This is a genomic window from Frigoribacterium faeni (genome assembly GCF_007988805.1).
Taxonomy (GTDB): domain Bacteria; phylum Actinomycetota; class Actinomycetes; order Actinomycetales; family Microbacteriaceae; genus Frigoribacterium; species Frigoribacterium faeni.
The window spans coordinates 48,152-69,205 of sequence record NZ_BJUV01000010.1 but is presented as its reverse complement, the minus strand read 5'-3'; the positions used below and the strand labels follow the sequence as shown (position 1 = coordinate 69,205).

The 21,054-nt window shown below is 71.5% G+C and carries 21 protein-coding genes and 1 tRNA gene; 11 read left to right on the top strand and 11 right to left on the bottom strand.

Annotation, left to right across the window (positions count from 1 at the left end):
* Positions 1-54: 54 nt before the first annotated feature.
* Positions 55-1,419 carry a DNA repair protein RadA gene (radA, locus tag FFA01_RS06565; RefSeq protein ID WP_146854222.1) on the bottom strand — a complete coding sequence of 455 codons (1,365 nt, stop codon included), beginning with the start codon at positions 1,417-1,419 and terminating at the stop codon, positions 55-57.
* A 142-nt stretch (positions 1,420-1,561) separates the two neighbouring features.
* Entirely contained in the window at positions 1,562-2,320 is a 759-nt protein-coding gene (locus FFA01_RS06560; protein WP_146854220.1) for an SGNH/GDSL hydrolase family protein, read from the bottom strand.
* A gap of 56 nt (positions 2,321-2,376) precedes the next feature.
* Between FFA01_RS06560 and FFA01_RS06555 the strand changes: the two genes are divergently transcribed.
* Positions 2,377-2,467: transfer RNA gene (locus tag FFA01_RS06555), tRNA-Ser, on the top strand.
* 541 nt (positions 2,468-3,008) lie between these two features.
* Here the strand turns inward: FFA01_RS06555 and FFA01_RS06550 are convergent.
* The 3 genes from FFA01_RS06550 to FFA01_RS06540 all read right to left on the bottom strand — a co-directional run bounded on the left by FFA01_RS06550 (position 3,009) and on the right by FFA01_RS06540 (position 5,730).
* Complete coding sequence (locus tag FFA01_RS06550; RefSeq protein WP_146854218.1) at positions 3,009-4,223, bottom strand: chymotrypsin family serine protease; 1,215 nt, start codon at positions 4,221-4,223, stop codon at positions 3,009-3,011.
* Between the two features lie 335 nt (positions 4,224-4,558).
* Positions 4,559-5,329 carry a carboxymuconolactone decarboxylase family protein gene (locus tag FFA01_RS06545; RefSeq protein WP_146854216.1) on the bottom strand — a complete coding sequence of 257 codons (771 nt, stop codon included), beginning with the start codon at positions 5,327-5,329 and terminating at the stop codon, positions 4,559-4,561.
* Positions 5,326-5,730 (bottom strand): cupin domain-containing protein, encoded by a 405-nt coding sequence (locus FFA01_RS06540; RefSeq protein ID WP_146854214.1) that lies wholly within the window; start codon positions 5,728-5,730, stop codon positions 5,326-5,328. Before FFA01_RS06540 ends, FFA01_RS06545 begins: the two co-directional genes overlap by 4 nt.
* 164 nt (positions 5,731-5,894) lie before the next feature.
* Between FFA01_RS06540 and FFA01_RS06535 the strand changes: the two genes are divergently transcribed.
* The gene (locus tag FFA01_RS06535) at positions 5,895-6,911 is read left to right on the top strand and encodes an aldo/keto reductase (protein WP_146854211.1); all 1,017 of its coding nucleotides are present in this window, start codon (positions 5,895-5,897) and stop codon (positions 6,909-6,911) included.
* 95 nt (positions 6,912-7,006) lie between these two features.
* On the opposite strand, the gene FFA01_RS06530 is transcribed toward FFA01_RS06535, so the two are convergent.
* Positions 7,007-7,768 carry an SDR family oxidoreductase gene (locus FFA01_RS06530; protein WP_146854209.1) on the bottom strand — a complete coding sequence of 254 codons (762 nt, stop codon included), beginning with the start codon at positions 7,766-7,768 and terminating at the stop codon, positions 7,007-7,009.
* A 43-nt stretch (positions 7,769-7,811) separates the two neighbouring features.
* A complete protein-coding gene (locus FFA01_RS06525; protein ID WP_146854207.1) occupies positions 7,812-9,263 on the bottom strand; it encodes an MFS transporter in 1,452 nt (483 codons plus the stop codon).
* A 100-nt stretch (positions 9,264-9,363) separates the two neighbouring features.
* Between FFA01_RS06525 and FFA01_RS06520 the strand changes: the two genes are divergently transcribed.
* From FFA01_RS06520 to FFA01_RS06495, 6 genes are all read left to right on the top strand, one after another.
* Positions 9,364-10,248 carry an aldo/keto reductase gene (locus FFA01_RS06520; protein WP_146854205.1) on the top strand — a complete coding sequence of 295 codons (885 nt, stop codon included), beginning with the start codon at positions 9,364-9,366 and terminating at the stop codon, positions 10,246-10,248.
* Between the two features lie 105 nt (positions 10,249-10,353).
* Positions 10,354-11,346 (top strand): hypothetical protein, encoded by a 993-nt coding sequence (locus tag FFA01_RS06515; RefSeq protein WP_146854203.1) that lies wholly within the window; start codon positions 10,354-10,356, stop codon positions 11,344-11,346.
* The gene (locus FFA01_RS06510; RefSeq protein ID WP_146854201.1) at positions 11,343-12,134 is read left to right on the top strand and encodes a hypothetical protein; all 792 of its coding nucleotides are present in this window, start codon (positions 11,343-11,345) and stop codon (positions 12,132-12,134) included. Before FFA01_RS06515 ends, FFA01_RS06510 begins: the two co-directional genes overlap by 4 nt.
* Before the next feature lie 64 nt (positions 12,135-12,198).
* Positions 12,199-13,416, top strand: coding sequence for an FAD-dependent monooxygenase (locus FFA01_RS06505; RefSeq protein WP_146854199.1), 1,218 nt, complete (start codon positions 12,199-12,201; stop codon positions 13,414-13,416).
* A gap of 45 nt (positions 13,417-13,461) precedes the next feature.
* A complete protein-coding gene (locus FFA01_RS06500; RefSeq protein WP_146854197.1) occupies positions 13,462-13,917 on the top strand; it encodes a MarR family winged helix-turn-helix transcriptional regulator in 456 nt (151 codons plus the stop codon).
* A gap of 194 nt (positions 13,918-14,111) precedes the next feature.
* Positions 14,112-14,963 (top strand): hypothetical protein, encoded by an 852-nt coding sequence (locus FFA01_RS06495; protein ID WP_146854195.1) that lies wholly within the window; start codon positions 14,112-14,114, stop codon positions 14,961-14,963.
* A gap of 85 nt (positions 14,964-15,048) precedes the next feature.
* On the opposite strand, the gene FFA01_RS06490 is transcribed toward FFA01_RS06495, so the two are convergent.
* On the bottom strand, positions 15,049-15,564 hold the full coding sequence (locus FFA01_RS06490; RefSeq protein WP_146854193.1) for a MarR family winged helix-turn-helix transcriptional regulator: 516 nt from the start codon (positions 15,562-15,564) through the stop codon (positions 15,049-15,051).
* A gap of 65 nt (positions 15,565-15,629) precedes the next feature.
* On the opposite strand from FFA01_RS06490, the gene FFA01_RS06485 reads away from it, so the two are divergent.
* From FFA01_RS06485 to FFA01_RS06475, 3 genes are all read left to right on the top strand, one after another.
* Complete coding sequence (locus tag FFA01_RS06485) at positions 15,630-16,493, top strand: NmrA family NAD(P)-binding protein (protein WP_167627303.1); 864 nt, start codon at positions 15,630-15,632, stop codon at positions 16,491-16,493.
* Positions 16,494-16,601: 108 nt separating this feature from the next.
* Entirely contained in the window at positions 16,602-17,552 is a 951-nt protein-coding gene (locus FFA01_RS06480; protein WP_146854189.1) for a helix-turn-helix transcriptional regulator, read from the top strand.
* Positions 17,549-18,517 (top strand): aldo/keto reductase, encoded by a 969-nt coding sequence (locus tag FFA01_RS06475; RefSeq protein WP_146854187.1) that lies wholly within the window; start codon positions 17,549-17,551, stop codon positions 18,515-18,517. Before FFA01_RS06480 ends, FFA01_RS06475 begins: the two co-directional genes overlap by 4 nt.
* 10 nt (positions 18,518-18,527) lie before the next feature.
* Here the strand turns inward: FFA01_RS06475 and FFA01_RS06470 are convergent, their stop codons facing one another.
* The 3 genes from FFA01_RS06470 to FFA01_RS06460 are packed head-to-tail and all read right to left on the bottom strand — an operon-like array spanning position 18,528 to position 21,054.
* Positions 18,528-19,721 (bottom strand): ABC transporter permease, encoded by a 1,194-nt coding sequence (locus FFA01_RS06470; RefSeq protein WP_146854185.1) that lies wholly within the window; start codon positions 19,719-19,721, stop codon positions 18,528-18,530.
* Entirely contained in the window at positions 19,718-20,509 is a 792-nt protein-coding gene (locus tag FFA01_RS06465; RefSeq protein WP_146854183.1) for an ABC transporter ATP-binding protein, read from the bottom strand. The genes FFA01_RS06470 and FFA01_RS06465 overlap by 4 nt, the downstream gene beginning before the upstream one ends.
* Positions 20,506-21,054, bottom strand: a complete 549-nt coding sequence (locus tag FFA01_RS06460; protein WP_146854181.1) for an efflux RND transporter periplasmic adaptor subunit — start codon at positions 21,052-21,054, stop codon at positions 20,506-20,508. Before FFA01_RS06460 ends, FFA01_RS06465 begins: the two co-directional genes overlap by 4 nt.

Below are 21,054 nucleotides of genomic sequence, written 5' to 3'. Positions count from 1 at the left end.
GCCGCACCGTGGGCCGCACGTGCCCGCGGAGGCGTCGTGGTGCTCTGCTCCGTCTCAGAACGCGGCGTCGAGTTCGCGATCGCGGGGGCTGCTGGCGATCCTGAAGGCGCGGCGGAGGGCCTCGCGGAGGTGCGTGGCTTCGGAGTCGACGAGATGGCTGAACCCGAGGCGGCGGGCTTCGGAGGCGCGCTGCTTGGCGGAGGAGACGGGGCGGATCTCGCCGGCGAGGCTGATCTCGCCGACGGCGGCCATGGTGTGCGGGAACGAGACGTCGCGGCTGGCGCTGGCGAGGGCGAGCGCGATGGCGAGGTCGGCGCCGGGTTCGGTGAGCTTGATGCCGCCGACGGTGGAGACGTAGACGTCGGCGTCGCCGAGCTTGATGCCGGCGCGGCGTTCGAGCACGGCGAGCAGCATGGCGACGCGGGACGAGTCGACGCCGTTGACGACGCGTCGGGGCTGCGGTGCGGAGCTGGCGACGATGAGCGCCTGGACCTCGACGGGGAGGGCGCGGCGGCCTTCCATGGCGACGGTGATGCAGGTGCCGCTGACGGGTGCGCCGGTGCGAGACATGAAGAGGCCGCTGGGATCGGCGACCTCGGCGATGCCGTCGCCGGTCATCTCGAAGCAGCCGACCTCGTCGGTGGGGCCGAAGCGGTTCTTGTGGGCGCGGATGAAGCGGAGGGCGGTCTGCCGGTCGCCTTCGAACTGGCAGACGACGTCGACGAGGTGCTCGAGGAGGCGCGGGCCGGCGATCGTGCCGTCTTTCGTCACGTGCCCCACCAGCAGCACGGGCAGGTTGCGGTCTTTGCTGACGCGGATGAGGGTGGAGGCGACCTCGCGCACCTGCGAGGTGCCGCCCGAGATGCCGTCGATGGTCGACGACGAGACGGTCTGCACCGAGTCGACGATGACGAGCTGCGGGTCGACCTGGTCGATCTGGCCGAGGATGACGGCGAGGTCGACCTCGGCGGCGAGGTAGAGGTTGGGGTGCAGGGCGTTGGTGCGCTCGGCGCGGAGGCGCACCTGCGAGGCGCTCTCTTCAGCGGTGACGTAGAGCACGCGGGCGCCGGTGGCGGCGGCCCGGGAGGCGACCTCGAGCAGCAGGGTCGACTTGCCGACGCCGGGCTCGCCGCTCAGCAGGATGGCCGCGCCGGGGACGATGCCGCCGCCGAGCACGCGGTCGAACTCGCCGATGCCGCTCGGCCAGGAGGCGACGCTGGTCGCCTCGACCTCCGTGATGGGGCGGGCGACGCGATCGGCGCCGACGCTGACGGCCGCGGTGCCGCGGGCGCTGACCAGGGTCGAGGTGACGTCGACGACCGTTCCCCAGCGCTGGCATTCACCGCAGCGGCCGGCCCACTTGAGCGATGTCCACCCGCATTCGGTGCAGCGGAAGGGTGGGGATGCGGGGCGTGCCATGCGGACAGCCTAGGTGGGGCCACCGACAGTGACCGCGCCTCCTCGGCGGGCTGTGGAGGGCGTCGAGGAGGAACCTCGGTGTGAGCAGAGCACCTCGCCAGGAGGGGTGTTCTGCTCATGCGGAGGTTCGGACGGCGGCAGGTCAGGTGCGGTCGGCGGCGAGCTGGGTGAGGCGGGCCGTGACGGCCGGTTCGAAGGCCGAGGCCCAGACGCGGTAGCCGCGGTCGTTGGGGTGGAAGAGGTCTCCGGCGGAGTTGCGGAAGGTGCGGACGAGGCCCTGGCGGCGGGTCGTGTCGTAGAGCGGGGCGACGATGAGGCCGAGCTCCCCGGCGACGCGGCGGACGATGGCGTTGGCCTCGGCGACCTTGCGCTCGCGGTCGGGCAGCCACATGGCGGGCAGGTCGGCGACGATGGCGTGGCTCGGGAGGGCGCTGTAGATGGCGCGGATGTTCTTCTCGAACGACTCGGCCGTGAAGTCGATGATGTCGTTGGCGCCGATGGCGACCGTGACGATGTCGGGTTCATAGTCGGCGAGCTTGGGCACCTGGTCCTTACGGCAGAGCCAGGTGGTCGACCCGCTGACGCTGAGGTTGACCATGCGGAGCGACGAGTGGGTGGCGTGCCGGATGGCGGCCGAGAGTCGGCCGACGTAGCTGCGGGCGGGGTTCGAGGCGCCGATGCCCTGGGCGGCCGAGTCGCCGAGGGCGACGTAGAGCAGGGCGCCCTTCTTGTCGACGCGAGCGCGCCACCAGGCCGAGTGGACCGGCAGCTTCGAGTTGAGGTCGCTCGCGGCGGCGCGCTGCTGCCCGGCGAAGTGCCGGTAGAGCGCGAAGACACCGCCGGCGCCGGCGAGGGTCGTGCCGACGCCCGATAGGAAGGCGAGAGTGGTGCGGGAGGGCATGCCGCGAATGTACGCCGATTTCGACACAGCCCTCGTCGTGTATTACACTCGCTCTCGGTACCGTGTCCGAGCGGCCGAAGGATCATGTCTCGAAAACATGTGTGGGGGTTAACTCCACCGTGGGTTCAAATCCCACCGGTACCGCCATAGGCTGATCCAGCCTTTTAGGCGGTTCGCTTCCAGTCTCTTGGAAGCGAGCCGCCTTTATTCATGCGTGTTTGAGGGCATTTTTCGTGTGCCCCTCGCGGCGGTTTTGGTTCAAACGCAACTGACGTCTGCGTGGCGCACTCCGCGTCACTAGGGGCCGTCGGACGTATGCTCCCCAGTTGCACGCATGTTGCCGTTCGGCCGGCTCAGCCGACGATGGCGGTTCAGTCAGGCTGCTGGGCGATTGTCTCTCTGCCTTACTCCACGCCGCAGCCGATGCGCCGATCTTCGGAACCGGCTCACGTAGGCGTATGGCGTAGCTACTGGGTCACGGCATGCGGGACTGCAAGCTGATGCCAGTCCGAGTCGAGGGTAAGCAAAATGCGTGCCGCCGACGGTGAGTCGGCGGCACGCATGGACTGGTTAGCTATGGTCGAGATGTGAAACGACTCGGTTGGCGCATATTCGGCTGGGTTGCGCTGGGCCTCGTGCTCCTCGTAGTCGTCGGTTTCTTGCTTCGGAGCTTCAGCGCTGTTGCCGCCTAGGAGCCCGGCTGGCTGACCAGGATCCCGTAGTTGGGGTTGTCGGCGAAGAACGAGCTGACTGGGGCGAGGATCACCTGGAAGCTGCACAGTCGTCCGTCTTGTTCGGCCGTGCAGACGGTGCTGTTTCCGAAGATGCCGCTGATGATCCCGGAGGCGTAGATGCCGGCAGTAGCCCCTGAGGAGGTCGCGAACGCGGGTCCGCCTGAGTCGCCTTGGCCGGCTGCCGGCACACGGCTTTCCTGGTTCGTATAGACCTGTCCGGTGTAGCAGACAAGGTCCGCCGGGTAGCAGATGCTTTGGTTCATGCTCGTGACGATGTTGCGGCAGACGAGACCGCTACGGGCCCCTGAGATGCAGTAGGAGTCTCCGAGAATGGGTCGCACGGCCCCATTGACGTAGCTGGCTGCACTGCTGCCGTTGGGCCCGGTGTAGACGACTCCTTGGAACGAAGATCCACTGAGCCGTTGAATGTCAGCACCGAGCGCCTTCGTGTCGCGCATCGTGCCAAGGAACGGGCTGTCGCTGTAGTTGCCCGTGCGCCATGTCGTGCCTGCGGCGCCACAGTGGTGCGCGGTGATCATCTCGGTCTGCAGGGTCGACCCGTTCATCGTTCCGACGCCGAACCCGGTCGTGCACGACATGACGCGACCAGGGGTGGTGGGCCTCGACATCTTCGCGCCGCCCCAATGGGGCGGCTGAGGGTCGTAGTCGCGGCTGGTGCTGACAGGTGCCGGAGCGACTTCGATCTCCACGGGAACGCCATCGATTTCGTCAGGAAGAGCCTGTCTCGCGTTGGGGGACCCTGATGACTCGTCAAGAGTGATGGAGAGCCCAGACGAGTCCCTGTTGGGTCCTGCCGACACGATGGTCCGACCAGCAACGGAGGTTCCCGACGAGGCGAGGGCCCACGCCATGTCCGAAAGCTCGGCACGGTCGTAATCATTCTCGACGAAAACGACGTCCACGGTGGAGACCGCTTCGGTGATGGCGCCCATGGTCTCTTGATCGACTGGCTCGTTGAGATGAAGGACCAGGTGACGTTCCGACTCGAGCCACTCCGAGGCGTTGAACGCCGAGCCCAGAGCTTCCTCCGCTCGAGCTATCTCCCCATACGCTTCGGCCGGAATGCCCGTGCCGTTCTCAGGAAGTGGCACGCTCGAAACGGACTTAGACGGAATGCCATCGGAGATGGCCGGAATTCCTGTGTCCACGAGGGGCCTCCCGGTGTCGGACGGCTCACTCGCGAGGGCCGGCGAGCCGAAGGCCATAAGCAGACCTGCCCCCAAAGCTGTGATGGCTATCCCGCTGATGTTCCGTGATGCAGTTCTCATGTCTCCCCGTTCCGAACGTGATTGTTCGGTCATGCTCGCAGACCGGTCGGTCTGTTAGAAGACTTGTCATTCAGTCGTTACATGACGAGGCAAGCGACGGTCCATGCGGTGGGGGCCGAACCCGCTTTCGTCGCACGAGTTCGGGACCGTAGCGACGACAGGAAGGAGGCGCGGCGTCGGTCGGACCGGCACCGCGCCTCCTTCGTCGCTCCGGGTCACTCGGGTGGGGCGACCTCGTTCACGGCGGCGAGGCCGTTGAGCGTCCTCGGGTACCCGACGAACGGCAGCAGCACGGTGAGGACGTCGAGCAGCTGAGCCCGGGTGCTCCCGACGTTCAGGTTCGCCTTCACGTGGCCCTCGACCTGCCCGTCGGCGCCTCCCAGGGCGACCAGGATCGAGAACGTCAGCAGCTCCCGCTGCTTCACGTCGAGGCCATCGCGCGTGTAGTAGTCGCCGAAGCAGTTCCCCGACAGGAACTCCTGGAACCGCCGGGCGTCTGCGGGAGCGTTCGCGTACATGCCGTCGACGGCGTCGGCCCCGACGATCTCCTTCTGCTTCGCCAGACCGGCGATGCCGCGCGTCTCGGGCGTGGTCGTCGACCGGCCGTCCAGCGGCAGAGCGACGCCCCGGTCGGTGAGCACCTCGTTGGTCGCGTGGAGGAAGTCGACGACCCGGGCGACGCCGACGTAGGCGGTCGCCTGGTAGACGATCTCCTTGACCTGGACGGGCGTCACGCCGTCGTCGAGAGCCGCTCCGAGCATCACCCGGAATTCGGTCACGGCGCCGACCGCGATGACGGCACCGAGCCGGTACATCGACCGTTCAGGCCGGGAGAGGTCGCCGGTGACGGCCCGCAGGGTCTCGTCGAAGGCGAAGTCGTCGAAGAAGGCGACGAACTCCGGGTCGGTGCGGGCCAGATCTGACGTGCGACCGAGGAAGAGGGCGTCGTGTCCGGCCCGGTCGGCCTCGCTCGCCGCGGGACTCACGCGCGGCCCTCGAGGTCGGCGTCGGAGACGTGCTCGAGCCACGTGGTCGTCGTGGCCGGGTCGTCGCCTGCCTCGATCATGGCGATGTGCTCCATGAAGCCGTCGCCGCCCGCGGCGTGGAAGTGCTCCTCGCCAGGGGGCGTGTAGATCGTCTGCCCGGGGTGGACCTCGTGGATGTTCCCGGCACGGTCGCCGAACCGGGCGACGCCGGAGGTGACCCGGAGGTACTGGCCGCGAGCGTGGGAGTGCCACGCCGTGCGCGCTCCGGGAGCGAAGCGGACCAGCGCGACGGTCATGCGCTGGTCGTCGGTGTGCGGGACGGCCATGGCGTCCAGCCACACGTCTCCGGCGAACTGCTCCGGCGGGTTCTTCACCGTCGGCCTGGTGGGTTCGATCTGCATGTCGTCCTCCTCGTCTCGGCGGCTGTCACGAGGCGCGATGGTCGCCCCGTCGTGAGCCGCGCCTCGACGCTACGACGCGGTTCCCGGGTCTGAGAGGTCCCACCAGTACCCGTGAGCTCCGGCGGCCGGGGCGCAGCATGGGAGGAACGACACAAGGAGGAACGATGGAACACCGTCTGCTCGGCCGCACGGGAGTGCAGGTCAGCCCGCTCGCCCTCGGCACCATGATGTTCGGCCCCTGGGGCAACGACGACGAGGACGACTCCGTCCGCATCATCAACCGCGCCCTGGACGCCGGGATCAACTTCGTCGACACCGCCGACGTCTACTCCGCCGGCCGCTCGGAGGAGATCGTCGGCAAGGCGATCCAAGGCCGCCGCGACGACGTCGTGCTCGCCACGAAGTTCTTCATGCCCATGGGCGAGGGCGTCAACCGCTCCGGTGGATCGCGACGCTGGATCGTCCGTGAGGTCGAGGAGTCGCTCCGCCGCCTCGGCACCGACCGCATCGACCTCTACCAGGTGCACCGCCCCAGCCCGACGACCGACGTCGAGGAGACCCTCGGCGCCCTCACCGACCTGGTCCGCCAGGGCAAGGTCCTCTACGTCGGCTCGTCGTCGTACGCGGCCAGCGAGATCGTGGAGGCGCAGGTCGTCTCCCGAGACCGCCACCTCGAGCGCTTCGTCACCGAGCAGCCGCCGTACTCGATGCTCGTCCGCGGCATCGAGTCCGACGTGCTCCCCACCACGCAGCGGTACGGCATGGGGACGCTGACCTACAGCCCGCTCGCGGGCGGCTGGCTCTCGGGGAAGTGGCGCGACGGCAAGGTGCCGACCCCCGCCTCCTCGGCTCGCCCCGGCGCCCGCTTCGACATGACGACGGCGGCCAACGGGCAGAAGCTCGAGGCGCTCGCCGCGTTGACCGACCTCGCCGACGAGGCGGGGCTGACGATGATCGAGCTGGCCATCGGGTTCGTCATCCGCCACCCCGGTGTGACCTCGGCGATCATCGGGCCGCGCACGATGGAGCAGCTCGAGTCGCAGCTCCCCGCGGCCGACGTCGTGCTCACCGACGACGTGCTCGATCGCATCGACGAGATCGTCGCCCCCGGCGTCACGCTGAACCCGGACGACGACAGCTACGGCACGACCGAGCTCGCGGTCGGCGCCCGCCGGCGCTGAGGGCGCCAGCCCGCGACCGACGACGGCCGCCGCCCTCCCGGGTGGCGGCCGTCGTCGTGGATCCGGCGATCAGTGCGCGGCAGTCGTCCCGGGCGTCAGGAGCGCCCGAGGTCGCGGAGGTCGGCCTGCACGGACGTCGGCTCGGCGTCGACGGGCAGGTTCTGCTGGTCGCGGACGCCGTCGAGGCTCTCGTCGCGGTCGAGGGTCGCGAAGACGGGCTCGAGGTCCGTCTGCGCGGCGCCGCGCTCGGCGACGAGCTCGAAGGTGGTGTGGTCGGCGGCGTCGCTGGTGAGGCTGTCGACGAGGACGCGGGCGATCTGCGTGCGGGCGATGACACCGTCCGAGGAGTCGCCGGCGTGACGGGTGTCTCCCTGCAGCAACACGTTCTGCAGCTGGTCGTCGTCGTTGTAGTCGAACCAGCCGGGCCGCACGATCGTGTAGGCGTTGCCACTGGCACGCACGAGGCGTTCGCTGCGACGCTTCCAGTCGTGCGTCGTGGCCCGGCGGGTGACGCCGATCGCGGTCATGAGCGCGATGCGGACAGGACGGCCGTCGAGGGCTCGGAGCACGTTCGCGACGGCTCCGTAGTCGACGGCTTCGGCGTCGGAGCTGCCGTAGGCGGCGCCCTGGGTGAAGACGACCGCGTCGACGCCGTCGAGGGCGCGGCGGAGATCGTCGACGCTCGTCAGGGAGCCGACCACGGTCTCGGCCGACGGGTCGAGGCGGGAGGCGCGGGAGGCGTCGCGGACCAGGGCGCGGGTGGCGTGGCCCTGGCGGACGGCTTCGGCGACGACGTGGCGGCCGACGCTGCCGGTCGCGCCGACGGCGAGGACGGTGAGGGGAGTGGTGGTGGGCATGGGTTCCTCTGTTCTCGGGAGTGGGTTCGTGTGATGCGGGTGGTCAGGCCCGGCCGTCGTGTCCGCGCCGCTGGGCGAGGTCGCCGGGGAGGACCACGAGGACGACGACGAGGAACGCGATCGCGATCATCACGCTCGACCCGGTCAGGGCCACCTCGACCCGCCGGCTGAGGACCCCGACGGGGTCTGCTCCACCCGCGGCGGCGGCCGCGCTCGTGCCGACGGCGACGAGGACGGCGAGGCCGAGCGAGCTGCCGAGCTGGTGGAAGGTGTTGAGCAGACCCGATGCGGCGTCGGCACCGGAGATGCCGACGAGCGCGTAGCTCGTCAACGGTGCGAAGGCGAGCCCCTGGCCCAGGCCGATCAGCACCATCGGCAGGGCGACGCCGGTGACGAACGAATCGCCCTGGTCGACACGGCTGAGCCACAGCATGCCGGCGAAGGTGACGGCGACGCCGGCCCCGAGCACGACGACGGAAGGGAGGCGGTCGAGGAGGCGCGGGACCGAGAGCGCGACGGCGAAGTTCACGATCGTCATGGGCAGGAACCCGAGGCCGGCCTGCAGCGGGCTCCAGCCGAACACCTCCTGCAGGAACTGCGTGGTGAAGAAGAAGAACCCCATCATCGCGCCGAGGTACAGGAACCGGATCGCGTACGCACCGGACCGGGCACGGCTCGCGAACAGTCGCAGCGGCATGATCGGCTGCTCGACGCGGCCCTCGTTCACGACCAGCGCGACGAGCAGCAGCACGCCGACGGCGAGGGAGACGAGCGTCCGCGGTGACGCCCAGCCGACTTCGGAGGAGCTGATGATGCCGAAGATGAGGGCGCCGACGCCCAGTGTGGCGGTGACCGCGCCGACGACGTCGAAGCGGCCGCGGGCCCGGGGCAGCTCGACGAGGTACCGGACGGCGAGGACGATCATCACGGCGCCGATGGGCAGATTGAGGAAGAACCCGGCCCGCCAGGAGATGAGGTCGGCCAGGACGCCGCCGACGACCATGCCGGCGCTCGCACCGATGCCGGCGACGGCGGCGTAGAGCGCGACGGCGCGGCTGCGCTCCCGGCCTTCGGGGAACGTCGCGGTGAGGAGCGACAGCGACAACGGGGCGAGGATCGCCGCGCCCACACCCTGCAGGGCGCGAGCGGCGACCATGACGTCACCGGAGGGGGCTGCGCCGACGAGGAGGGACGCGACCGAGAAGACGACGAGGCCGATGATGAACAGGCGGCGACGGCCGACGATGTCGCCGGCCCGGGCCCCGAGCAGGAGGAGCCCGCCGAAGACGAGCGTGTAGGCGTCCTGCACCCAGGTCAGGCCCGTGGGGGAGAAGTCCATGGTGGCCTGGATCGACGGCAGCCCGGTGAAGATGATCGAGTTGTCGAGGATGATCATGAAGTACGTGACCAGGATGATCGCCAGGATCGCGGTCCGGTGCACCACCGGAGTGGTGGGGGTCGTGCCGGTGCGGGGTGCGTCCTCGAGATCGGTCATGGTCCGATCCTGTGCTCGCGGCGGTCGGCGCGGGAGTTGCTGCCGTGACCGGTACTCTCAGAACCCCTCAGGGGGCGTGGTGCGGTCGTAGGTTCGGACCATGGACTTCATCACCTTGAACAACGGCGTCCGCATGCCCGCTCTCGGGCTCGGCGTCTTCCAGAGCTCGGCCGACGAGACCGCGGCGGCCGTCGAGGCGGCGCTCCGCACCGGCTACCGCCACATCGACACCGCGGCCGCCTACATGAACGAACGCCAGGTGGGCGAGGGCATCCGCGCCTCGGGCGTCGACCGCGACGAGGTCTTCATCGAGACCAAGGTCTGGATCAGCCAGTACGGCTACGGCGAGACCCTGCACGCCTTCGATGTCAGCACCGGCAAGCTCGGCGTCGAGACCCTCGACCTGCTGATCCTGCACCAGCCCGCACCGTGGCAGTTCGACGTCACCCTCGAGGCGTACCGCGCCCTGGAGACGCTGCTGGCCGACGGCCGCGTCCGTTCGATCGGCGTCAGCAACTTCACGCCCACGCACCTCGCCCGCCTGGCCGAGGGCAGCTCGGTCGTGCCGGCCGTCAACCAGATCGAGCTGCACCCCTACTTCGCCCAGAAGGAGAACGAGGCCGCCGACACCGCCCAGGGCACCGTCACGCAGGCCTGGTCGCCGATCGGCGGCATCACCTTCTACCCGGGCTGGAGCGACGGGACGTCGAAGAACCCGCTCAGCGACCCGGTCATCGCCGGGATCGGTGCCGAGCACGGCAAGAGCAACGCGCAGGTCATGCTGCGTTGGCACCTCCAGCAGGGGCGCAGCGCGATCCCGAAGTCGGTCAAGCCCGAGCGCATCGCGGAGAACATCGACGTCTTCGACTTCGAGCTGTCGGCCGAGCAGCTCGCCGCGATCGACGCCCTCGACCTCGGAGCCCGCGGCGGCCCCGACCCCGACGCGGTCCGGCCTCCCGGCCAGTTCACGATCCCCGAGAGCTGATCCTCGACGCGCTCGGGGGCGATGGGTGTCCAGTGCTCTCGTCATCACCGAAAGGTATTTACAAGTTTGATCGCTTTTCCGTGAGTTAACTTGTAAAGTATCGCCATGAGCCCCACGATGGCGGACGGCATGACCCTCCTCGACGACCTCGGCATCGGTGCCAGCTACCCCACCAGGGGTGGAGTCGACGTCACGACGGGAGAGCGCGTGTGGCGACTGCGACCCCTCGTCCTCGATGCCCCACCGACGCCGAGCCGCGTCCAGCGCGATCTCGACGCCGTGAAGCGGAAGGGCGACTGCGCCGGTGTGCTCTACGTCGTCGATCACGCCAGTGCATCTCTCGCCGCCCGAGCCCTCGCCGACCCCCTGGTGGCGGTGGTGGCGACGGGAGAGCGTCGCGCGATCGTCGGCGGGGGACAGCGCCTTTACGAAGCGGCTGCGACGCCGGCCAGTCCGACGAGGCGCGGCGGCCGAGTGGCATGGGGGCGCATGGCGGTCGGTCGGGCGCTGCTCAGGACCGCCGAGCCGCGCGGCCAGGCGACCCTCGCGAAGGAAGCCGGGGTGACCCAGCAGGTCGTCCAGCAGTCACTTCGAGCGCTCGCCCCGCACGGAGTCGGCGGCGGCCGCGGCTCCTGGACTGTCACTGACCCGAGCGGCCTCTGGGATCGCCTCGTCGCCGAGTACCCCGGCATGCGCGGCCTCCGGCGCCCCTGGACCGCTGTCGCATCTCCCCGCGAGCAGGTCGAACGCGCCCAGGCTGTCGCGGGGGATACGGAGACGCTGCTGTCCGGCGACGTGGCCGCCGACGAGTCGGCGCCCTGGCGCCGGAGTCGACTGGCCGTGCTCTACGCCCCCTCGGACCTCGACCTCTCCGCCCGATTCGCTCCGACCGGTCCAGGCGCGATCCCGACGCTGGAGGTCGTCGTCTCCGACGATCCCACGGTCTTCGCCACGGCTGCCGCGTGGGCCGATGGCCCCCCGAGGCTGACCGACCCGATCATCACCGCGTGGGAGGTGGCCCGCTCAGCAGGCCCGGATGCTCGGGACGCGATATCGCGCCTCAAGGAGCGCGCTCTCTTCCATTGGGGCGACGCGTGATCCGGCGTACCTGCGTCATCCCCAGCGTCTCGAATGCCGACGACATGGCCTTCGAGTCGCTCGCAGACGCTGTTCGTGCGACCGCGGACAGGGCCGACGCCCGGATGGTCGGCGGGCACATGGCCGGACTGCTCCTCGCTGCGTTTCCTGTGGGTGACCTGGTGCCCCGGAGGACGGGTGACGCTGATGCGGGCATCAGCGCGGAGATCGCAGGGACGGAGGTCGTCCACGAGCGGCTGATGGCCGCCGGCTACAAGCCGGAACGCGGGAACCGTCTCGTGCGGGGGGATCGAGCCATCGACCTGCTCGTCCCCAGCCTGGATGGCCGGTTCCGACCCCTGATCGTCGGAGGGCGTGCCTACGATGCGACCCCGGGACTCGCCCTGGCGCTCAGTGGCGAGCCGATCGTCATCGACGTGACAGTGGTCTACACCGATGGGCGGGAGGATCGCTTCGATGTCTCCGTGCCCACCGTCGAGGCTGCCGTGATCCTGAAGGCCAATGCGACGGCGAACAGGTCGGAGCCGAAGGACGTCACCGATCTGCACCACCTGCTCTCCATCAGGAACCAGTACGGGGACACGGACACGGGTGGCTGGCGGCTCGACGACGAACCCCTGGCGGGAAGCCGACTCGACGCGGCGCGACTCCTGCACCGGCTTGCCGATGGGGCGCGGAAGGGCCGCCTCTTCATCGAGGCGGAGGTGCCGCCCTCCGGCTTCACCGCCCTGGTGCGGGAGTGGGTCACCGCGCCTGTCCTGTCGCGACCACCTCTGCATTCACTGTGAAGTGACTTCACAGTGAAGTGATCTCGATACAGTGGCCGGACGGCACCACCGACGGAAGGCCCCCATGCCCACCACCCCGAACTCTGCTCCGCGCGTCCTCGTCACCGGGGCGAGCATCGCCGGCCCCGCCCTCGCCTGGGGTCTCGCGAGATCCGGCTTCGACGTCGTCCTGCTCGAGCGCTCCGCCGAGCCGCGCGAGACGGGCCAGAACATCGACGTGCGCGGTCTCGGTCGCGAGATCCTCGTCCGGATGGGCGTCGAGGAGACCGTCCTCGCCAACCTCACCGGCGAGGAGGGCACCCGCTTCGTCGACGAGACCGGCCGCGCCTACGCCGTGTTCCCCAAGGAGGAGGGACAGGACGGCCCGACCGCCGAGGTCGAGATCCTGCGCGGTCGCCTCGCGGGCATCCTCGTCGACATCGTCCCCGCCGAGGTGGAACGCCGTTACGGCGACTTCGTCACCGGGGTCGACCAGGACGCCACCGGCATCGACGTCACGTTCGACAGCGGTGCCGAGGAGCGCTTCGACCTGCTCCTGGTGGCCGAGGGGCGCAGCTCACGCACCCGGCGCCTCCTCTTCTCCGACGAGACCGAGCTGCGCGACTTCGGCGTCAGCATCACCTACGGCACCCTCGACCGCCGCCCCGACGACGTCGACACCTGGGACTGGTTCACGGGCACCCGCGGCCGCGTCGCGTCCGTCCGACCGGACAACGAGGGCACGATCCGCGCGAGCATGTCGTTCGAGTCCGAGCCCATGGGCTTCGAGCAGCTGCCCGTCGACGCCCAGCTGCAGCTGCTCCGCGCGCGCTACCGCGGTGCAGGCTGGCAGACGGAGCGCATCCTCGACGGCTTCTCGGCCCGCCCCGACGAGTTCTACACGCAGCGGATGGAGCAGGTCGTCATGTCGACCTGGAGCAAGGGGCGCGTCGCCCTCGTCGGCGACGCCGCCTGGGGCTCCGGCCCGACCGGCATGGGGACGACGCTGTCGCTCGTCGGCGCGCACATCCTCGCCGGCGAGCTCGCGGCCACGCCCGACCAGCCCGCGCGGGCCTTCTCGAGCTACGAGCAGCAGATGCGCCGGTACGCCGACAGCGCCCAGGGCCTGCCGCGCGGCGGGGCCAAGGTGATGCATCCGTCGTCGGCCCCGGGTCGGGCGGCGGTCCGGACCATGCACCGCGTGACCGCGTCCAAGCCGGTCCGGGCCTTCTTCCAGGCCAACCTGCTGACGAGCGAGAAGCACGTCCCCACGCTGGCCGAGTACCCGCAGCTCCGCGCCTGAACCGCGCCGGGCACTCGGCCCGGCCCGTCGATGAGAGGATCGAGCATGACGACCCCGAGGAGGCACGCGCTCGAGGCCCTGCGCCACTACGCCCTCAGCTACCAGGAGTCCACGCGGCAGCTCGCCCGCCACATGGACCTCCCGACCGTGGACGGCACCGCCCTCGGCGAGATCATCTGGGCCGAGTACGACGGGTCGCCGCTCTCGCCCAGCCGCCTCGCCTCCCGCGTCGACCTCACCTCGGGCGCGACGAACGCCCTGATCAACCGGCTCGAGGAGCGCGGTCTCGCGTCCCGCAGCCGCGAGAGCGGGGATCGGCGCATCGTCACGCTCCGCAGCACCGAGGCGGCTCGAGAGCGCGCGGCCGTCTTCCTCGATCCGTCGACGGCGGCGCTCGAGGCCGCGCTCGACGGATACGACGACGCGACGCTCGACACGGTCGGGTCCGTGCTCACGCGGCTCGCCGCGGTCCTGCCGGGCGCCGGCGATGAGTGTCGATAACTCCTGCGCTGTTGTCACTTACGGCGGATAAGTGTCAATAACTCCTGCGCTGTTGTCACTTAAGACGGATAAGTGTCAATAACGAGAGGGGTGTCGTCACGTGCGCGTCGCCCGGAAACCCTGAGCGCGGATCGCGACGCTGGCGGCATCCGCCGCCGGTGCGCCATGCTGAGGCAGCGATGACGGGGAGGCGCGTGGTGCATGACGAGGCGTTGGACGCCCGCGACGAGGTCGTGACCATCGCGCAGGTCGCGCGCGAGGGGCTGCCGAAGGCCGGATGGCGGTGCGCCGGCGCCACGCCCGACGGGGTCGAGTGCCGGCGCCCGCTCACGGCCCGGGCCCTCGAGAGCGAGCTCGTGGCGCCGTACTTCGCCGGCACGCACATCGACTCCTGCAGCAGGAGCTCCCTCCGCTCCGCCGACGCGCCGGGCGATCGCGGCCACGTCGTCGCCCAGGGCCCCCGGGCCACGAGATGGCGGCTCCGGCTCGACGACGACGAGCCGCGCCAGGGGCCGGACGGCCGCCGCCGGCCCGACGACTCCGTCCCCGGCGACCGGACCCGCCGCTCCGCAGTCGACCGCTCGGCGCCCCCGCGCCCCACGGAGGATCCGCACTCGCTCTCCGCGTTCCTCGACGCCGCGCTCGCCGGAGACCTCCCGGTCGAGGCGGCCCTGCCGGGCGGCCCGTGGATGCCCGGCGGCGATCTCATCGTCCCGGCCGCCGAGGCGACGGCCGCGCGGTTCGCCGGCGGACAGCTCATCGTCTGGGGTCGCGTCGTCGCGACCCGGCCGACCTCACTCGGCGGCACCATGCTCGTCTTCGACGGTGCGGCGGACGGTCTCGCCGTCCTCATCCGGAAGGAGCACCGGGGCTACTACCCGCTGGCCGACGACCGCGAGTTCGTCCCGCGCCACGTGATGACCTACGGCCGTCGGGCGGGATCCGACGCCCGTCCGTACGTGACCGTCCCCGCACCCCGCGGCGTCGTCTTCAGCCCGACCGTCCATGTGCGCTCGACGCCGAAGGCCGGAGACGGCGGGCCCTGACCCGGCGGGCCCTGACTCAGCGGGCCCTGACCCGGCGGCCCGTCGATTCGACGGTCGCAGCTCGGCCCGGGCCACGAGGTCGGCGTCAGGGCACCTCGTCGACACCGCCGCGGGCGCTCCCGAGCAAGGGGTGCAGTGCGGCCACCACCGCGTCGGCCTGCGCGGCGTCGCCGGCGAACCAGCCTCGGCTGGCGACGACCAGGGGCCAGGCGTCGGCGAGCAGGGCCCGGCCCTCATCGGTCAGACCGAGGCGCGAATGCCGGCCTCGGCCCGGGACGCCCTTCCGCTCGACGAGGGCGCGGCCGGTCAGCCCCGCCACGAGCGTCGTCATGCTCTGCGGTCGCACTCCGACGGCCCGCGCGAGATCGGCCTGACTGAGCCCGCCGGCCTGGCCTGGCCCGTCCGCCTGGCCCGGCCCGTCCGCCTGGCCCGGACCCTCGGCTGCGGCCAGCTGCGCCAGGACTCCGAACTCGACCGGGCTCAGCCCCAGCGGCTCCAGCTCGACCGCGAGTCGACGGGCCAGCTCGCGCGCCGCACGGATGACCGTCCAGGCGGCGATGCCGTCGACGTCGGCACGGGACGGGGAGGACGGCGCGGACATGCATCGATCGTAGTGGCGTAGGGTTCAGTATCAGTTAGTTGATACTTGGAGGCGCGATGGCGGATGTGACAGCACTCACCGGTGTGACCGGCGACGTCGGAGGCAAGACCCTGCGGCTCCTCCGCGAGGCGGGGGCGCCCGTCCGCGCGATCGTGCGACGGCCGGAGCAGGCCGAGGCCCTGCGGTCCGACGGCGTCGACGCCCGAGTCGCCGACCTCGGCGATCGAGCCGCGCTGACCCGCGCCCTCGACGGGGTCGACCAGCTGTTCCTCGTCACGGCGGCCACCCGGCGGCAGGCCGAGCACGGCGCGAACGGCGTCCGGGCCGCTCGCGATGCCGGCGTCCGCGCCCTCGTCCACCTCTCGGGGGCCGACGCGGCCGAGCACTCGCCCCTGCCCTGGGCCCACGCCATCTGGCGGATCGACGAGCAGGTGAGAGCGAGCGGCCTGGCCTTCACCCTCGTGCGTCCCTCCGGCTTCCTGACCAACCTCGAGTCGTCGGCGCCGGCGATCCGGCGCGGGTTCCTGCCGCAGACCATGGGTCGCGGAGTCATCCCCTGGATCGACACCGCCGACATCGCCCGGGTCGTCTCGCGGGTGCTGCAGGACGCCGTCCACGACGGCGCCGAGCCCCTCATCACCGGTCCCGAGCTGCTCGACGGCCGAGGCCTGGCCCGTGCCCTGTCGACCGGCCTCGACCGGGCCGTCCGCTACGTCCATCTGCCGAGCCGGGCCTTCGCGGCCGTCCTGCGGGTGAACGGCGTGCCGGCCTGGCAGGCCGAGGGGCTCCGTCAGCAGTTCGGCCGGGTCGCCCGCCGCGGCCTCGACGGCATCGACGTCCGGACCGACGAGGTCGAGCGCCTCACCGGCCGGCCCGCCCGGTCGGTGGCCGACTGGGCCCGCAGCCGACGCGCGACCCTGCTCGGCTGAGGGCGCGACCGCACGCGGGAGGCGCGGGCCGGCACGACACGCCCCGCGCCTCCTGAGGGTCACCGCCAGGGCATCCCACGCGGCGGCGCGTCGCCCTACCGTGGACGCATGGACACCGAGAGCGAGATCCGCGACTTCCTCACCAGCCGTCGTGCACGCATCCGCCCCGAGCAGGTGGAGCTGCCGGGCGGGCCGGGGAGGCGCGTGCCCGGGCTCCGCCGCAACGAGGTCGCCCTGCTCGCCGGCGTCAGCGTCGAGTACTACACGCGCCTCGAGCGCGGGCGTCTCGGCGGAGTGTCCGACACGGTGCTCGACGCGATCGCCGACGCCCTGCTGCTCGACGACGCCGAGCGGTCGCACCTCGCCGACCTCGCCCGGGCCGCCAACGAGTCTCCGGTCCGCTCCCGCCGGCGCCGCGCACCCGAGGCCGTGTCGCGCAGCATGCAGCTCGTGCTCGACGCCGTCACCACCGGTCCCGCCTTCGTCCGCAACGGCCGCATGGACGTCCTCGCCGAGAACGCCCTCTTCCGCGCCCTGTACAGCGACCTCTACGCCCTCGACGAGCGGCCCGTCAACCTCGCGCGCTTCGTCTTCCTCCAGCGCGAGCTCGCCGAGGCCTTCTACCCGTCGTGGTCGGTCGCCGCCGACATCAACGTCGCCATCCTCCGCACCGAAGCCGGCCGCGACCCCCACGACCGGGCCCTGCAGGATCTCGTCGGCGAGCTGTCCACCCGCAGCGACGAGTTCCGGGTGCGCTGGGGCGCCCACGAGGTGCGCCACCACTCGTCGGGTCAGAAGCGGTTCCACCACCCGGTCGTCGGTCGACTCGACATGGTCTACGAGGCCATGGAGCCGATGGACCGCCCGGGTCTGAACTTCCTGATCTACAGCGCCGAGCCCGGCTCGCCCACCGAGGAGCGCCTCCGCCTCCTCGCCAGCTGGGCCGCGCCCGACGCCGCGCACGCCGGTTCCGAGGCCGCCCACCCGGTCGACGCCTCCGACCCGCACGCCGCGTCGGCCCCGTCCCCGACCCCCTCCACGAAGGAGCCACGAGCATGAAGTACGGACGTCTCGGCACCACCGGCCTGCGCGTCAGCCGCATCGGCCTCGGCTGCATGAGCTACGGCGATCCCACGCGCGGCATGCACGCCTGGACGCTCGACGAGGCGGCGTCGGGGCCGTTCTTCCGCCAGGCCGTCGAGCTCGGCGTGACCTTCTGGGATACCGCGAACGTCTACCAGCAGGGCACGAGCGAGGAGTTCGTCGGCCGCGCGATGCGCGAGTACTCCCGACGCGAGGACATCGTGCTCGCCACCAAGGTGAGCGGTCGGATGCACGACGGCCCCGGCGGTTCGGGGCTGTCGCGCAAGGCGATCCTCGAGCAGGTCGACGCCTCGCTCACGCGCCTCGGCACCGACCACATCGACCTCTATCAGATCCATCGCTTCGACCCCGAGACACCGGTGGAGGAGACGATGGAGGCGCTCCACGACCTGGTCAGGGCCGGCAAGGTCCGGTACACGGGCGCGTCGAGCATGTTCGCCTGGCAGTTCGCGAAGCTGCAGACGGCCGCCGCGGTCGGCGGCTGGACCCCGTTCTCGACCATGCAGGACCAGTACAACCTGCTCAAGCGCGAGGAGGAGCGCGAGATGATCCCGCTCTGCGCCGACCTCGGCGTCGGGCTCGTCCCGTACTCGCCCCAGGGCAAGGGCCGGCTGACGCGCCCGCGCGGCGTGGACACCGAGCGGTCGGCGGTCGACGAGGTCGCGAAGGCGTTCGACGCCGCCGAGGACGGCCCCATCATCGACGCCGTCGAGCAGGTCGCCGCCGAGCACGACGTCCCGATGGCCCGCATCGCGGTGGCGTGGGTGCTGCGCAACCCCGTCGTCTCGGCTCCGATCGTCGGTGCGACGAAGCCCCACCATCTGGCCGACGCCGTGGCCGCCCTCGACGTCGAGCTGACCGACGACGACGTCCGCCGCCTCGAGGAGCACTACCGCCCGCAGGAGCCCTTCTGGTGGTGAGGCCCGCGCCTCACGACTGCAGCGCCTCGGTCGGCGGGATCCGCGCCGCCCGCACCGCGGGCCACAGCCCGGCCAGCGCGCCGATCACGAGCGTCGCGACGAGTCCGGCGACGAGCACCACCGGCGGGATCGCCGGCGGCCAGCCCCGCAGGGCGGCGAACAGCGCGGTGACCGCCACCCCGAGCAGCACGCCCGCCACCCCTCCGAGCAGCGACAGGAACAGCGCCTCGGCCAGGAACTGCCGCCGGATGTGCGCCCTCGTGGCCCCGAGCGCGCGCCGCAGCCCGATCTCGCGGCGCCGCTCGAGCACCGAGATCACCATCGTGTTCGCCACGCCGATCCCGCCGACCAGCAGCGCCACCCCGCCCAGGCCGACGAGCAGCCCGGTGAACGCCTGGTCGGCCGCCTGCTGCGCCGCCAGGGCGTCGGACGGCCGCGTCACCTCGACCTCGGTCGGGTTCTTCGGCTGGATCGCCCGCGCCAGCAGATCTCGCACCTGCTCGACCCGGTCGGGGTCGGCGCGCACGTAGACCGAGGTGGGGTGCACGGGGGATCCGGCCAGCGCCTCCGCGGCCTCCTCGCCGATCAGCGCCGACGAGTCGATCTCGGCCGCGAGCGGGACCGGCTCGAGGATGCCCGCGACCACGAAGGCGGACCCGCCGATCAGCACGTGCCTCCCGGGCTCGGTGACGCCCAGCCGTGCCGCCGCCTCGGCGCCGAGCACGACCACGGGGTACCGCGCCGTGCCCTCGGTCAGCCAGACGCCCTCCGCCACCGAGGCGTCGAGCACCTCGAGCAGCGTGGGCGACGCCGAGCGCACGGTGATGCCGTTCGTGTTGCCCGCGGGGATCGCGCTGCTGCGGTAGACGCCGGTGTCGGCCACCGTGCCGGTCGTCGCCGCCGACTCGACCCCCCGGGTCCGGCCGACCGACGCTTCCGCGGTCAGCGGCAGGTCGACGGCCTCGCCGAACACGTCCTTCCCCTGCGAGGCGGAGAGCAGGTTCGTGCCGAGCTCGTCGAGGGTCGCCGCGAGCTCCGCCCGGCTCGACGTCGAGATGCCCACCACGGCGATCATCGCCGCGATGCCGATCGCGATGCCGAGCGCCGACAGCACCGCCCTGGTCGGTCGCGACACCAGCCCCGACACGCCCAGTCGAGCGACGTCCGAGCCGAGGAGGCGCGAGCGCGTCGTCGAGGCCGTCATGAGGTCGCCGCCGCGAGGGTCGTGTCCGCGTGGCCGGTGTCGGGTCGCGGGTCGGCGCTCGCCGGGGCCGCGCGGTCGTCGCGACCCGCGCCTCCTCGGCCCGTCCCGTCGGGGTCCGCGCTGTCGTGCACGAGCCGACCGTCGCGGATCGTCACGCGCCGGGGCAGCCGCTCGGCGAGCTCGACGTCGTGGGTGATCACGACGATCGAGGTGCCCTCGGCGTGCAGCTCGCCGAGCAGCGACACGATGCCCTCGCCGGCCCTCGTGTCGAGGTTGCCGGTCGGCTCGTCGGCCAGCAGCAGCGCGGGCCGGTGCACGACGGCCCGGGCGATCGCGACCCGCTGGCGCTCGCCGCCGGAGAGCTGGTTCGGCCGATGGGTCAGGCGGTGGCCCAACCCGACGCGCTCGAGCGCCTCGCGGGCCCGCGCTCGACGCCGCCGCAGCGGGACCCCGGCGTAGAGCAGGCCGTTCGCGACGTTGTCGGTGGCGCTGACGCCCTCGCTGAGGTGGAACTGCTGGAACACGAAGCCGATGCGGTGCGCGCGCAGGGCGGACAGCTCGCGATCGCTCTGCGCGGCGACATCGACGCCGTCGACGAGCACGGTGCCCGAGCTGGGCCGGTCGAGGGTGCCGAGGATGTTCAGCAGCGTCGACTTGCCCGAGCCGGAGGGGCCGACGATCGCGACGAGCTCGCCGCGGTCGACGCGCAGGGAGACGGACGACAAGGCGGTGGTCGGGGGCCGACCGTACTCGCGCGAGACGTCGTCCAGCTCGATCACGGCGCTCATGCCGGCACCACGACCTCGTCGCCCGCCTCGACGTCGCCGACGACCTCGACGCGGTCGCCGGCGAACAGGCCGGCCTTCACCGGGACGGCCTTAGTCGAGCCGTCGGACCGCAGCACCTCGACGACGAACCCCTCGCCGACCGCGGCGCCCAGGGCGAGCACCGGCACGTGCAGCACGTCCTCCTTCACCTCGGAGACGAAGTCCACCTGCACCGAGGCGTCGGTCAGATCGCCGGCTGCCGCGGGGTCGTCGAGCGACACCGTCACCGGAACCGTCGTCTTGCCCGTGGTCTCGTCGACCGCGGCGGCGCCGACCGCCGTCACCCGACCAGGCGCGCCGCCCCGGCCGGGCAGCGCCACCGACACGACCCCGTCGACCGCGGCCAGCGGGGAGCCCACCGGCAGATCGACCGTCACGACCTTGTCGTCGCGCTTGGTGTCGTAGAGGCCGGTGCCGGAGCCCGCCCCGGTGCCCGCCTCGCCGCCGCTCGAGCCGCCGCCCGCGCCGCCCGACACGTCGCCGACCGCCGCCGTGACGTCGCTCAC